Source organism: Pseudonocardia sp. EV170527-09 (genome assembly GCF_008369905.1).
Taxonomy (GTDB): domain Bacteria; phylum Actinomycetota; class Actinomycetes; order Mycobacteriales; family Pseudonocardiaceae; genus Pseudonocardia.
Map to the genome: position 1 here is coordinate 34,387 of NZ_VRMC01000045.1, position 13,574 is coordinate 47,960.

General features: G+C 73.8%; 11 protein-coding genes and 1 pseudogene. 4 read left to right on the forward strand and 8 right to left on the reverse strand.

Translation table 11 applies throughout. From position 1 onward, the window contains the following. Positions 1–25: 25 nt before the first annotated feature. From FVA95_RS15630 to FVA95_RS15645, 4 genes are read right to left on the reverse strand one after another with little or no spacing between them, the layout of a single operon-like run. Positions 26–538, reverse strand: coding sequence for a YbaK/EbsC family protein (locus FVA95_RS15630; RefSeq protein WP_149664888.1), 513 nt, complete (start codon positions 536–538; stop codon positions 26–28). A gap of 47 nt (positions 539–585) precedes the next feature. Continuing rightward, a complete protein-coding gene (locus FVA95_RS15635; protein ID WP_149664889.1) occupies positions 586–1,398 on the reverse strand; it encodes a protein kinase in 813 nt (270 codons plus the stop codon). After that, positions 1,395–2,237, reverse strand: a complete 843-nt coding sequence (locus tag FVA95_RS15640; protein WP_149664890.1) for an exodeoxyribonuclease III — start codon at positions 2,235–2,237, stop codon at positions 1,395–1,397. The genes FVA95_RS15635 and FVA95_RS15640 overlap by 4 nt, the downstream gene beginning before the upstream one ends. Positions 2,238–2,280: 43 nt before the next feature. After that, positions 2,281–2,610 carry a hypothetical protein gene (locus tag FVA95_RS15645; protein ID WP_139318925.1) on the reverse strand — a complete coding sequence of 110 codons (330 nt, stop codon included), beginning with the start codon at positions 2,608–2,610 and terminating at the stop codon, positions 2,281–2,283. 258 nt (positions 2,611–2,868) lie between these two features. Between FVA95_RS15645 and FVA95_RS15650 the strand changes: the two genes are divergently transcribed. Further along, the gene (locus tag FVA95_RS15650) at positions 2,869–5,097 is read left to right on the forward strand and encodes an NADP-dependent isocitrate dehydrogenase (RefSeq protein WP_149664891.1); all 2,229 of its coding nucleotides are present in this window, start codon (positions 2,869–2,871) and stop codon (positions 5,095–5,097) included. A gap of 232 nt (positions 5,098–5,329) precedes the next feature. Beyond that, the gene (locus FVA95_RS15655) at positions 5,330–5,524 is read left to right on the forward strand and encodes a hypothetical protein (protein ID WP_149664892.1); all 195 of its coding nucleotides are present in this window, start codon (positions 5,330–5,332) and stop codon (positions 5,522–5,524) included. A gap of 24 nt (positions 5,525–5,548) precedes the next feature. Here FVA95_RS15655 and FVA95_RS15660 read toward each other — a convergent pair whose 3' ends face one another. Beyond that, the gene (locus FVA95_RS15660; protein WP_043276732.1) at positions 5,549–5,857 is read right to left on the reverse strand and encodes a DUF3017 domain-containing protein; all 309 of its coding nucleotides are present in this window, start codon (positions 5,855–5,857) and stop codon (positions 5,549–5,551) included. Positions 5,858–5,939: 82 nt separating this feature from the next. After that, positions 5,940–6,794, reverse strand: coding sequence for a bifunctional methylenetetrahydrofolate dehydrogenase/methenyltetrahydrofolate cyclohydrolase (locus tag FVA95_RS15665; RefSeq protein ID WP_149664893.1), 855 nt, complete (start codon positions 6,792–6,794; stop codon positions 5,940–5,942). 229 nt (positions 6,795–7,023) lie between these two features. Between FVA95_RS15665 and FVA95_RS15670 the strand changes: the two genes are divergently transcribed. Beyond that, entirely contained in the window at positions 7,024–7,692 is a 669-nt protein-coding gene (locus FVA95_RS15670) for a GPR1/FUN34/YaaH family transporter (RefSeq protein ID WP_149664894.1), read from the forward strand. Between the two features lie 89 nt (positions 7,693–7,781). Here FVA95_RS15670 and FVA95_RS15675 read toward each other — a convergent pair whose 3' ends face one another. Further along, the gene (locus FVA95_RS15675; protein WP_149664895.1) at positions 7,782–11,123 is read right to left on the reverse strand and encodes an error-prone DNA polymerase; all 3,342 of its coding nucleotides are present in this window, start codon (positions 11,121–11,123) and stop codon (positions 7,782–7,784) included. A gap of 488 nt (positions 11,124–11,611) precedes the next feature. On the opposite strand from FVA95_RS15675, the gene FVA95_RS15680 reads away from it, so the two are divergent. After that, on the forward strand, positions 11,612–13,123 hold the full coding sequence (locus FVA95_RS15680; RefSeq protein ID WP_149664896.1) for a M28 family peptidase: 1,512 nt from the start codon (positions 11,612–11,614) through the stop codon (positions 13,121–13,123). A gap of 88 nt (positions 13,124–13,211) precedes the next feature. Here the strand turns inward: FVA95_RS15680 and FVA95_RS15685 are convergent. Then, positions 13,212–13,574: pseudogene (locus FVA95_RS15685) on the reverse strand (DNA polymerase Y family protein); the annotation flags it as partial.

Sequence of the window (13,574 nt, forward strand, 5' to 3'; positions counted from 1 at the left end):
ATCACGCCCGGTACGGGAATACGGCTCAGGCGACCTCAGCGGGCGTGCCGCCGGTGACGTCGACGAGCTCGTCGAACGTCGTCGGGAACACCGAGCGGGCCACCCCGCCCGCCGCCCAGACCCGGTCGAACTCGCCCAGCGCGACGTCGACCAGGGTGCGGACCGGCGCCGGGTGCCCGACGGGGGCGACCCCGCCGATGACCTGCCCGGTGGCCTCGCGCACGAACTCCTTCGACGCCCGTCCGACCCGCTGCGCGCCGACCAGGGCCGCGACCCGGTCGGTGTCCACCCGGTGCGCGCCGGAGGTGAGGACGAGCAGCGGGGCGCCGTCGGCGTCGAAGACCAGCGAGTTCGCGATCTGGCCGACCTCGACCTCCAGTGCGGCGGCCGCCGCGGCGGCGGTGGTCACCGCGTCGGGCAGCAGCACCAGGCCCGCGATCGACGCGGGATCGGCACCGGCCCGGCGCAACGCCTCCTTCACGGCGGCGACGCGGGGGTGGTCGGCGGGGTGTTCGACGCTCGGGCTCACCCGGGACATCCTGCCCGCACCGCGCCGCGGCCGCTGCCGGGTTCCTCGGAGGAATCTCAGAGGACGGCGAGGACCAGCAACACGACGACGACCACGGCCAGCACCCCGGCCACGCCCAGCAGGATCCAGCGGTTGCGGCCGAGGTCCCCGCCCTGGGACCGGGGCCGGGCACCGCGTTCGAACAGCTCGGCGGCCCGGTCGTGGGTCGGGCGGTCGGCCGGGTCGTCGGCGGTGAGGCCGTCCAGGACCGTCGCGAGCGCGCTGCCCGCCGGCGGGCGCGGGCCCACCGCCTCGCGCAGGACGACGCCGAGACACCACAGGTCCGCGGCCGGGGTGTCGGTGCCCTCGGGAGCGGCGGGCGCACCGGTCCCGCCGGGGCGCGGGCCGACCGCGCGGGCGAGACCGACGTCGGTGAGCAGGGCGCGGCCCTCCGCGGTGATCAGCACCGCGTCGGCGTCGAGCCCGCCGTGGGTGCCGCCGTCGGCGTGCACCGCCCGCAGCGCGGCCAGCACGTCCCGTCCGACGAACGCGACCTGCCGGGGCGACGGCGGCTCCGCCTCGACGACCGCGCCCAGCGGCCGTGCGTCCGGGTGCTCGGTGACCAGGTACTCGCGCATGTCCCCGGCCGAGGACCGGTCGGTGACCAGGTCCAGCACCCCGACGACCGACGGGTGCCGCAGCCGTCCGGCCGCCCGGACCTCGGTCAGCAGCCGTTCCCGGACCCCCGCGACCGGGGGCAGCGCGATCTCGGTGACGGCGACGGTGCGGCCGGTGATGCGGTCCTCGGCGCGGTGGGTCGGCCCGAAGCCGCGCCGGCCCAGCTCGTCGAGCAGCAGGTAGCGGCCGCCGACCATCCGTCCGGCGATCACACGGCCCCCAGCCGGACGACGACGGGGGCGTGGTCGGAGAAGCGCCGGTCGTGCGCGGGTGCCCGGTCCACGACGGCCTCGTACGCCGCGTCGGCGAGCCCGGGCGTGGTGAGCAGGTGGTCGATCCGCCACCCGGTGTCGTTGTCGAAGGCCCGCCCGCGGTAGCTCCACCACGAGTACGGCCCGTCGACGCCCGGGTGCCGTTCGCGCACCACGTCGCGCCAGCCGTGTTCGAGCAGCTTCGCGAACCACTCCCGCTCGTGCGGCAGGAAACCGGAGTTGCGCCGGTTCCCGCGCCAGTTGCGCAGGTCCAGCTCGGTGGGCGCGATGTTCCAGTCCCCGCCGACGACCATCTCCCGGCCGGTGGCGGCGCACCGGTCGAACGCGGTGCGCAGGTGGTCGCCGAACGCGGCACAGAACGCGTCCTTGGCGTCCTGTTTCGGCGTGCCCGCCTCCCCCTTGGGCAGGTACAGCGAGGCCACGGTGAGCCCGCCCGGCAGGTCCACCTCGAGATAGCGGCCGTCGAGGTCGGTCGCGGGGTCGGTGCTGTTGCTCGCTCCGCGGGCTCCGCTCGGGAGACCGACCCGTACGGCCTCCGGCTCCTCACGACTCAGCACGGCGACGCCGTTGCGCCCCTTCGCCGTCAGCGAGGGCGCCAGCCGCAGATGCCAGCCGCCCGCGTCGAGCGCGGCCAGGAAGGCGGCCGGCAGCTCGTCGGGCAGGGCCCGGACCTCCTGCAGGCAGACCGCCCGCGCGTCGGTCGCGGCCAGCCACTCCAGCAGCCCCTTGGTGGTGGCGGCACGGACCCCGTTGACGTTGACCGTGGCGAGGGCGTTCACGCCGTCTACTGTGCCGCACCCATGATCACGCTGCGCGACGGGTTCAGCACCGGCTGCCCGGGGTCGCGGCGACGGAGTCCACCGGGACCCACTGGTTCTGCTCGGTGAGCTTGCGGAAGCCGCCGTCGACGATCGTCTCGGCCGCGACCTCGGTGCCGACCGGCAGCGTGCGGACCGGCGCCGCCGAGTTGCCGGGGGCCGCGCGCACCGTGACCTGCTCGCCCTGCACGACGACACGGCAGCCGGTCGTCTCCAGATCGCCCGTGACACCGCCGTAGGCAAGCGCGACGGCCGTCAGGCCGACACCGATGAGCCCCACCAGCGGCCAGCCCCTCAGGAGGGACTTCCGGGTGAGCCCGAAGACCTTCGCCACCGTGGTTCCCCTCCCGTCGGACGCTGCCGCCGACCACGGTAGCCGGTCCGCGGCCGCGGGCTCGACCATCACGGGGGTGTCGGACCGGTTACTCCTACGGGCGTGCGGAGCCGGTGAACAGATAGCGTGTGGCCCAGTCAGCGGGTCGCCGCGCCGGGGACCCGCCCGGTCGTCCCGGGCCCGTCCGCCGGCGCCGTCGCGGCCCGCTCGCTGGACACGGCAGCACACACGACGAGCCGAGGCAGGCCTGAGGACGCGATGAAGCTCACCTACACGTACACCGACGAGGCGCCGGCGCTGGCGACCCACTCCTTCCTGCCGGTCATCGAGGCCTTCGCCGGACAGGCCGGGGTCGACGTGGAGACCCGCGACATCTCCCTCGCCGCCCGGATCCTGGCGAAGTTCCCGGACCGGCTGACCGAGGCCCAGCGCGTCCCGGACTCGCTGGCCGAGCTGGGCGAGCTGGCGAAGACCCCGGACGCCAACATCATCAAGCTGCCGAACATCTCGGCGTCGATCCCGCAGCTCAAGGCGGCCATCACCGAGCTGCAGGGTGCCGGCTACGACGTACCGGACTACCCGGAGAACCCGCAGACCGAGCAGGAGAAGGCCGCCCGCGCCGCCTACGACTCGGTCAAGGGCTCCGCGGTCAACCCAGTGCTGCGCGAGGGCAACTCCGACCGCCGCGCCCCGCTGTCGGTGAAGAACTTCGCCCGCAAGCACCCGCACTCGATGGGCGCGTGGAGCCCCGACTCCACCAGCCACGTCGCCACCATGGACGAGGGCGACTTCCGCCACTCCGAGACCTCGTTCACCGCCGCCGGTGACGGCGCGGTCCGCATCGAGCACGTCGCCGCCGACGGCACCGTCACGGTGCTGAAGGAGAAGATCGCGCTGCTGGACGGCGAGGTGTTCGACGGCGCCGTCATGCGTCGCGAGGCGCTGCAGGCCTTCCTCGCCGAGCAGGTCGCCGACGCCAAGGCCAAGGGCGTGCTGTTCTCGGTGCACCTCAAGGCCACGATGATGAAGGTCTCCGACCCGATCATCTTCGGGCACGCCGTCCGCGCCTACTTCGCCGACGTCTTCGACTCCTACGGCGACGACCTCGCCGCCGTCGGTGCCGACCCCGACGACGGTCTCGCCTCGATCCTGACCGCGCTGGAGAAGCTGCCCGCCGACAAGCGAGAGGCGATCGAGAAGGCCATCACCACCGCCTACGAGACCGGCCCGGCCCTGGCCCAGGTCGACTCCTCGCGCGGCATCACCAACCTGCACGTCCCCAGCGACGTCATCATCGACGCCTCGATGCCGGCCGCGATCCGCTCCTCCGGGAAGATGTGGAACGCCGACGACGCGCTGCAGGACACCAAGTTCGTCATCCCGGACTCGTCCTACGCCCCGCTCTACGACGAGACCGTCAAGCACTGCCAGGCCAACGGCGCCTTCGACCCGACGACGATGGGCACCGTCCCGAACGTCGGCCTGATGGCGCAGAAGGCCGAGGAGTACGGCAGCCACGACAAGACCTTCGAGATCGCCTACGCCGGCACCGTGCGCGTCGTCGACGCGGCCACGGGCGAGGAGAAGCTCTCGCACGAGGTCGGCGAGGGTGACATCTGGCGCGGCTGCCAGACCAAGGACGCCCCGATCCGCAACTGGGTCGGGCTGGCCGTCGAACGGGCCCGGGCCACCGGCTCCCCCGCCGTCTTCTGGCTGGACTCCGCGCGCGCCCACGACGCGCAGCTGATCGCGAAGGTCGAGAAGTACCTGGGCGAGCACGACACCGACGGCCTGACCATCGAGATCCTCCCGATCGCCGAGGCCACCCGCTACACCCTGGAGCGGACCCGCAAGGGCAAGGACACCATCTCGGTCACCGGCAACGTGCTGCGCGACTACCTCACCGACCTGTTCCCGATCATGGAGCTGGGCACCTCGGCGAAGATGCTGTCGATCGTCCCGCTGATGAACGGCGGCGGCCTGTTCGAGACCGGCGCCGGCGGGTCCGCGCCGAAGCACGTGCAGCAGCTGCAGAAGGAGAACCACCTGCGGTGGGACTCCCTCGGCGAGTTCCTCGCGCTGGCCGTCTCGCTGGAGATGCTGGCGTCGAAGACCGAGGAGCCGCTGCGGGCGAAGCTGCTCGGCCAGACCCTCGACGAGGCCACCGGCAGGCTGCTGGAGAACGGGAAGTCGCCGTCGCGCAAGGTCGGGGAGCTCGACAACCGCGGCAGCCACTTCTACATCGCGCTGTACTGGGCGCAGGCCCTCGCCGCGCAGACCGAGGACACCGAGCTGGCCGCGATCTTCGCCCCGCTCGCCGAGAAGCTCGCCGCCGCCGAGGACACGATCGTCGGCGAGCTGAACGCGGTCCAGGGAGACCCGGTCGACCTGGGCGGCTACTACTACGTCGACCGCGCGAAGACCGACGCGATCATGCGGCCGAGCGCCACGTTCAACGCGGCGATCGACGCCTTCGCCGGCAAGTAGCCCCACCGACGACGGCCCGTCCCCCCGCTGCCGGGAGGGCGGGCCGTCGTCGTGTCCGGACGACCACCATCCGTGGACCCGTTCGCGGCACCACACCGCCGTCCGGGTGGCCGGAGGGTGATCGTTGCGATCATCGAGTGATCACGACCGGCGCCGTGGGCGACGTCACTGACCCGTCCGGCGCAACCCCGGTCACGGTCCGACCGTACTCGCCGGTACAATTACGTTAGCTATGATCATCATCGCCCTGCCCCGCACCATCCCGACCGGGCCGCGCTCCCCCGCCCCGTCGGGCGCTCCGGTGCGAGTACCGCGGGCGACGAGCACCGGGCCCGGCCGTCCGGGCAGCAAGCGCCCCGCCGGCCCGCGCCGGCCACCCACCAGGCGTCCCGCCGGGCCCGAGACGACCGGCGGCAGCCGCAGCTGAACCCGGCCCGGATCGGGGGCAGGGTCAGCTGATCGTCAGCGAGCCCTGCGTGATCGTCAGCGCGAGCAGCAGGACGACGACGCCGAACCCGCCGTACACCAGCGCGTCGGCGTAGCGGCCGCGGATCGCGAGCAGCCCGACCCGGTCCGGCGGCAGCGCCACCCGCAGGCCCGCGGCGACCAGCATCGCCACCGCCAACGCCGCGGACCCCTCGCGCCAGTGCTCGGTCACCACCCGCTGCAGACCGACCAGGGACACCCCGAGGACGACGAGCAGCGGCCAGTGCGCCCGCAGCCGGGCCCGCAGACCGTGCCCGGAGCGGGTCTCCACCATCACTGCCCCCTGCCGTCCGTCACTCCGACGAGCTGCGTCGGTACCGATGCTCACTCCGACAAGCTGCGTCCAGTACCGACGCTCACTCCGACAAGCTCCGTTCGGCTGCCTCGACGACGTTCGTCAGCAGCATCCCGCGGGTCATCGGCCCCACACCACCCGGCATCGGCGCCAGCAGCCCGGCGACCTCGGCGACCTCGGGGGCCACGTCGCCGACCAGACCCAGGTCGGTCCGGGTCACCCCGACGTCGAGCACCGCGGCGCCCGGCTTGATCTGGTCGGCGGTGATGAGCCCGGCCCTCCCCGCGGCGGCGACGACGACGTCGGCCTCCCGCAGGTGCGCCGTCAGGTCCCGGGTACCGGTGTGGCACAGGGTGACGGTCGCGTTCTCCGAGCGGCGGGTCAGCAGCAGCCCCAGCGGGCGGCCGACGGTCACGCCACGCCCCACCACGACGACCCGCGCCCCGTCCAGCTCGACACTGAACCGGCGGCACAGCTCGACGATGCCGCGCGGGGTGCACGGCAGCGGCCCCGGCTCGCCGAGGACCAGCCGACCCAGGTTCGTCGGGTGCAGGCCGTCGGCGTCCTTGCCCGGGTCGACCCGCTCCAGGGCGGCGCCGGCGTCGAGGCCGTCCGGGAGCGGGAGCTGCACGATGAAGCCCGTGCAGGTCGGGTCGGCGTTCAGCTCGTCGATCGTGTCCTCGACCTGCGCCTGGCTCGCGTCGGCGGGGAGCTCACGCTGCAGCGAGGTCATCCCGACCTTGGCGCAGTCGCGGTGCTTGCCGCGCACGTAGGCATGTGACCCGGGGTCGTCACCGACCAGCACCGTACCCAGACCGGGGGTCACCCCGGCGGCGGTCAGCTTCTCGACACGGCCCCGCAGGTCGTCGAGCAGCTCCGCCAACGTCGCCTTGCCGTCCATCACGCGTGCGCTCACCCGGGCATCCTCTCAGGCAGCGCCCGGGCCGGTCGAACCTGACCGGAGGACGCCCGCGTGCCGAGCGGGTAGGGGACGCCGACACCACGACCTGCGACGACGGTCCGATTGCGTGCAACCGGGGTACAGGACGGGGTCTGACCGTACGGAGGGGCGATAAGCGATCTCCATGAGAGGAGGATCACACTGCCGGTGCACGGCCGGTCATGAACTCGACGAGGAGTTTTCCATGAGCGTGGAGAGCGACACCGCGGGGGCGCAGGCCGCTGCTGCCCCGCCCGCCCCGGCAGCAGCCGCCCCGGCAGGCAACCCGGCCCTGATGGGCCTCATCTGCTTCCTGCCGTCCGGCATCACGCTGGGCCTGTGGTTCGTGGGCTATCTGGACACCACCGCGCTGCCCGGCGGCATGATCCCGATCCTGACCTTCTCGGCGGGCCTGTTCCTGTTGCTGTCGGCCATGGCCGCACTGCGCGTCGGGGACAGCGTCACCGCCGCGATCTTCGCCGTCTTCTCCGCGTTCTGGACCAGCTTCGGCGTGCTGCTCATGGCGCTGAACAACGGCTGGATCATCGACGCCGGGACCGGACAGGCGCTGTCCACCGAGCAGGTGGGGTCGATCCAGTCGACCTACCTGCTCTCCTTCACCCTGGTGTTCGTCCTGCTGACGCTGGCGACGCTGCGGCTGCCACTGATGTTCACGATCGGCTTCGTGCTCGTCGACATCACCTTCGTACTGGCCTACATCGGCGTGACCGCGGGCAACGCGAGCCTGTTCCCGATCGCCGGGATCGCGACGTTCGCGTTCTGCCTCGTGTTCGCCTACATCCTGTTCGACGCGTTCGGCCAGACCCTGGGCGGACGCGCGATGTCGATGGGCGGACCGCTCGTCAGGTCCTGACCCCGTCGCGGCCCGCCCGCGGGCCCCGCCGGTTCCTCCGGCGCGGCCCGCGGTGTGCCCGGTCCCGGTGTCGGCCGCGGGCAGGACGGTCAGCGGAAGTCCCGGGACGCCACCTTCACCGCCAGCGGCATCCGCTGCAGTCGGTCGGCCAGCAGGTTCAGCACACCCTCCGGGCTGCGTTCGAGCCGGCCCCGGACCAGCAGCGCGGCACTCCCCAGCGCCACCGACCGGTAGCGCGCCCACAGCCCCTCCGAGCAGGTCACGTTCAGCATCCCGGACTCGTCCTCGAGGTTCACGAACGTCACCCCGCCTGCCGTCGCCGGGCGCTGGCGGTGGGTGACCAGTCCCCCGACCAGCACCCGGGCCGGGGTGTCCGGGCCGGCGCGGCGGCCCACCTCGTCGAGCCGGTCGATCCGGACCGCACCGAGCGCGTCGAGGTCCGCGCGCAGGTGTTGCACCGGGTGGCTGTCCGGGGAGACGCCGGTGGCCCAGACGTCGGAGACCGTCAGCTCCGCCTCGGTCATCCCCGGCAGCGCCGGCGCGTCGAACCCGACGGCGGTACCCGGCAGGTGCTCGGGCCGCACCCCCGCGACGACGCCCGCCGCCCACAGCGCCTCCCGCCGCTCCACCCCGAAGCAGCCGAACGCGCCGGCCGTCGCCAGCGCCTCGGCCTGCGGGCCGGTCAGCCGGACCCGGCGGGCCAGATCGGGCAGGTCCGCGAACGGCCCGCCCGCGTCGCGCTCGGCGTCGATGACCCCGGCGAGGTCCGGACCGACGGTGCGGACGCCCGCCAGACCCAGCCGGACCGCCTGGCCGCCGGTGCTGTCGTCGTCGGGCTCGAGGACGGCGTCGGCCCGCCCGGCATTCACCTCCGGCCGGTGCACCCGCACGCCGTGCCTGCGGGCGTCGGCCACCAGCGACTGCGGCGAGTAGAAGCCCATCGGCTGGGCGTTGAGCAGGCCCGCGCAGAACGCCGCCGGGTGGTAGAGCTTGAACCACGCCGAGTAGTAGACGAGCGCGGCGAAGCTGATCGAGTGGCTCTCCGGGAACCCGAAGTTCGCGAAGGCCAGCATCTTGGCGAAGATCCGTTCGGCGAGCTCGCCGGTGATCCCGTTCGCGGCCATCCCGTCGTAGAACCGCTCGCGCAGCCGCTCCATCCGCTCGGTGGACCGCTTGGACCCCATCGCCCGGCGCAGCTCGTCGGCCTCGGCCGCGGTGAACCCCGCGACGTCGACGGCGATCTGCATCATCTGCTCCTGGAACAGCGGAATGCCCAGGGTCTTGTGCAACGCGGGCTTGAGCAGCGGATGGTCGTGGTCCCAGGTCTCGAGCTCGTTGCGCCGCCGGATGTAGGGATGCACCGAGCCACCCTGGATCGGGCCGGGCCGGATCAGCGCGACCTCGACGACCAGGTCGTAGAACTTGCGTGGGCGCAGCCGCGGCAGGGTGGCCATCTGGGCGCGGGACTCCACCTGGAACACCCCGACCGAGTCGGCGCGCGACAGCATCGCGTAGACCTCCGGGTCGGACTCGCCGATCTCGTGCAGCTCGATCCGCTCGCCGGTGACGGTCTCGACCAGGTCCACCATCAGGTGCAGCGCGGTGAGCATGCCCAGCCCGAGCAGGTCGAACTTCACCAGCCCGGCCGCGGCGCAGTCCTCCTTGTCCCACTGCACGACGGTCCGGTCGGCCATCCGCGCCCACTCCACCGGCACGACCTCGGACACCGGCCGGTCACAGATGACCATGCCGCCGGAGTGGATGCCCAGGTGCCGGGGCGCGCCCAACAGCTGCCCGGCGAGGTCCAGCAGCAGCGGCGGCATCTCCTGCGGGAGCTCGCTCGCCTCCAGGGCGTGCCAGCGTTCGACGCGTCTGCTCCAGGCGTCCTGCTGGCCGGGTGAGAACCCGAGCGCGCGGGCGGTGTCCCGGATCGCCGACCGCGGCCGGTAGGTGATGACGTTCGCGACCTGCGCGGCGAACAGCCGGCCGTAGCGACGGTAGACGTACTGGATCGCCTCCTCCCGGCGACCGGACTCGATGTCGAGGTCGATGTCGGGGTAGCCGTCGCGCTCCGGGGACAGGAACCGCTCGAACAGCAGCCCGTGCCGGACGGCGTCGACGTTGGTGATGCCCAGCGCGTAGCAGACCGCCGAGTTCGTGGCCGAGCCCCGGCCCTGGCAGAAGATGTCCGACCGGCGGCAGAAGTCGACGATGCCGTGGACGATCAGGAAGTAGCCGGGGAAGTTCTTCGCCTCGATGATCTCCAGCTCGCGCTGCACGGTGTACGCCGCGAACGGGTTCTCGTCATAGCTGCCATAACGCTCCATCCGGCCGCGTTCGGTCAGCACCCGCAGCCACGTCGTCTCGGTGTGCCCGGCCGGGACGTCGAACGGCGGCAGGTCCGGTGCCACCAGGTGCAGCTCGAACGCCAGCTCCCGGCCCAGCTCCGCCGCGCGTTCCACCGCGCCGGGGTGGCGCTCGTCGAACCGCAGGGCCATCTCCCGCCCGGACCGCAGGTGGGCGGTGCCCGCCGCGGGCAGCCAGGGATCGATCTCGTCGAGGCTGCGCCGGGCCCGGACCGCGGCGACGGTCGCGGCCAGCGGGGCCCGGTCGGGGGTGGCGTAGTGCGCACCGGTCGTCGCCACCGTCGCGACCCCGGCCCGCTCGGCCAGCGCGGCCAGCGCGTCGTTGCGCTCGGTGTCGCCGGGCTCGCCGTACACGGTCAGCTCGACCCGCACGTTCTCCGCACCGAAGCACGCGACCAGCCGGTCCAGCTCCGCCGCGGCGGCCGCCGGGCCCGAGCGGTCCAGGGCCCGGCGCACCGCGCCCTTGCGGCAGCCGGTGAGCACGACGACCTTCCCCGCGGTGTCGGCGACGACCTCGTCCGGGTCGTAGACCGGCCGGCCCTTCTCCCCGCCCCGCATCTGCGCGGTGGAGATGGTGCGACACAGCGCGCGGTACCCGTCGGGGCCGCGGGCCAGCAGCAGCAGGTGCTCGCCCTCGGGGTCGGCGACGCCGTTCTGCGGCGCGGTCAGCCCGGTGCTCAGCTCGGCTCCGAACACCGTGCGCACCCCGAGCGCGCGGGCCGCCTCGGCGAACCGCACGACCCCGTACATGCCGTCGTGGTCGGTGAGTGCGACCGCCTCCAGCCCCAGCTCAGCGGCGCGTTCGACCAGCTCCTCCGGAGCGCTCGCACCGTCGAGGAAGCTGAAGTGCGAATGACAGTGCAGCTCCGCGTACGGCACGACGCCGGGCCCTGCCGGGCGCAGGTCCTCGGGCGGCTCGTAGGGGTCGCGGTGGACGGACCACGCGGGGGCGTCCCCGCCGTCGACCTCCGGACCGCCGCGCAGGCTCGCGCCGTCGCGCAGGGACCGACCCGACAGCGCGCGCTCCAGCTCCGCCCAGGGGACGTCCGGGTTCTGCCAGCCCATCCGTGCACGGTACTCGAACATGAGTTCGAACGTCGAGCGTGTCGGGTTCCGCGGACGGGCGTCGCCGTGCGGGCCGGCCGGCTGCTCCCCAGCGCCGGTCGGCCCCGCACGGCGGATCCGGGCTCCGGCGCGGCACACCGGCCGCTCCCCAGCGCCGGCCCGCGGGCCACCCGGACGTACCCATCCGGTGCCGGCAGGTGGTTCGTGGACCGCCCCGCCGACATCTCCGAGTCCACCAGTCGAACCTGTGGAACGACTGAGACCCCGGTGTGGATCGACCGAGGATCACCGCGGCCCGGGTCGCGCCGGGCCGTACCGTCGTGTTCGTGACGCCATGTCGTGATCGTCGGTTCACCGCACGACCACGCCCGATGACGGATGCTGGTCCGACGCCGCGGCATCCGACCGGTGCCGCGCACGCACCGAGCAGCGCCGAACACCCGGCGCGGACGAGGCCCGGCACCGGGCCGGACGACAGGGGTGGCTCCATGGGACGGGCGAGCACGACGGGGGGCCGGTACCGGCCGCGGCTGGGGAACCGGCTGGTCAGGGTCGCGGCGGCCGGGGTGGCCGTCGTCGCGCTCGCGGCCTGCGCGGACGTCCCCGCGGCACCGGGCTCCGCGACGATCGGCGCCGCCGGCGGCGGGGGCCAGGCCGCCGCACAGGGCGACCCCGGCCTCCCGCAGCGGCTCGCGGCCGCGGTCGGCGGCGACGGCGCCTACGCCCACCTGCAGCAGTTCGAGAAGCTCGCCGACGCGAACGCCGGCAACCGCGCCGTGGGCACCCCCGGGTACGACGCGGCCGTCGACCATGTCGTCGGGACGCTGCGCGCGAGCGGGTTCACGGTGTCGACGCCGTCGTTCGAGGTGCGGACCTTCTCCGCGGGCGACGCGCGGCTGACCGTGGCCGGCGCCCCCGTGACGACCGAGGTGCTCGGCTTCTCCCCCGCCACCCCGCCCGGCGGGCTGACCGCGCCGCTGTCGCTGCGCCCGCGCACCCCGCAGGACCCGACACCGGGCTGCGAGGCGGCCGACTACACCGGGATGCCGGCCGGGGCCATCGCCGTCGTCGAGCGCGGGACCTGCGAGTTCGGCCAGAAGTCCCGGCTCGCGGGGGCCGCGGGTGCGGCAGCGGTGATCGTCATCAACACCGAGGACGCGGCCCTGCCAGCCACCCTCGGCGACACCCCGGGGGTCGTCCCGACGGCGTCCGTGACGAAGTCCGCCGGGGCCGCCCTGCGCGACGGCCAGCAGGCGTCGCTCGTGCTCGACACCACGATCCGGCAGCAGACCTCGCGGAACGTGATCGCCGAGACCACCACCGGTGACCCGACCAGGGTCGTGGTCGCCGGGGCCCACCTCGACAGCGTCCCCGAGGGCGCCGGGATCAACGACAACGGCAGCGGCAGCGCCGCCCTGCTCGAGATCGCGCAGAAGCTCGGCGGTTCCCCGCCGGTCGGCCAGAAGGTGCGCTTCGCGTGGTGGGGCGCCGAGGAGATCGGCCTGGTCGGCTCCACGAAGTACGTCGAGGGTCTGTCCGAGGCCGACCGCGCGCGGATCGCGCTGTACCTCAACTTCGACATGGTCGGCTCGCCGAACCCCGACTACCTCGTCTACGACGGCGACAACTCCGACGGCCTCGGCGGCGAGGCCGGCCCGCCCGGTTCCGACACCGCGGAGCGCGTCCTGACCGAGGCGCTGGTCGGGGCGGGCGTGAACGGCCCCGAGGGCACCGCGTTCGACGGGCGCTCGGACTACGGACCGTTCATCGAGGCCGGCATCCCGGCCGGTGGCCTGTTCACCGGGGCCGAGGAGCGGAAGACCCCGGAGCAGGCGCAGAAGTGGGGCGGCACGGCGGGACAGTCCTACGACCCCTGCTACCACACGCCCTGTGACCGGCTGACCAACATCGACCGGACCGCGCTGGACCGGAACGTGACGGCGATGGCCTCGGCGATCGGCCGGTTCGCGGTCGACCTCACCGGGGTGCCGCAGCGCTGACCCGCCCGCGCCGGGCCCCGCTCCGGCCGCGTGGGCAGCGCTGTCGGCACGACAGTGCTGCCTACGGTGCCCGCCGGCGGCCGGTGGCTCAGTCGTAGACACCGGTCACCTCCCAGCGGCCGCCGCGGTGCACGAGCAGCAGGGCCGCGCCGTCGGCGAGCACGACCTGCAGCCGGACCGCGGGCCCGGGGCCGTCGGGGGCCCACCAGCGGGTGTGCACCGGCCAGGGCCCGGCCCAGCCGGTGACCTCCCGGTCCGGGGCACCGCCCGCGACCCGGTGCGGGATGCCGTCGAGCAGGTCCGGCGCGGCCGGGTGCACCTCGGTGCCGTCCGCGGCGAGCAACCGGACCGGGACCGGGTCCGGGGGCACCGTCGCCGGCGACGGTGCCGGGAGCCGGCCGGGCCAGGTCCTGTCTCTTATACACAACTCCGAGCCCACGCGACTAAGGCG

Bases quoted from the DNA above. Each gene is read 5' to 3' on its own strand.
- FVA95_RS15630 (WP_149664888.1), bottom strand. From the start codon at position 538: ATGTCCCGGGTGAGCCCGAGCGTCGAACACCCCGCCGACCACCCCCGC.
- FVA95_RS15650 (WP_149664891.1), top strand. From the start codon at position 2,869: ATGAAGCTCACCTACACGTACACCGACGAGGCGCCGGCGCTGGCGACC.
- FVA95_RS15655 (WP_149664892.1), top strand. From the start codon at position 5,330: ATGATCATCATCGCCCTGCCCCGCACCATCCCGACCGGGCCGCGCTCC.
- FVA95_RS15660 (WP_043276732.1), bottom strand. From the start codon at position 5,857: ATGGTGGAGACCCGCTCCGGGCACGGTCTGCGGGCCCGGCTGCGGGCG.
- FVA95_RS15670 (WP_149664894.1), top strand. From the start codon at position 7,024: ATGAGCGTGGAGAGCGACACCGCGGGGGCGCAGGCCGCTGCTGCCCCG.
- FVA95_RS15675 (WP_149664895.1), bottom strand. From the start codon at position 11,123: ATGGGCTGGCAGAACCCGGACGTCCCCTGGGCGGAGCTGGAGCGCGCG.
- FVA95_RS15680 (WP_149664896.1), top strand. From the start codon at position 11,612: ATGGGACGGGCGAGCACGACGGGGGGCCGGTACCGGCCGCGGCTGGGG.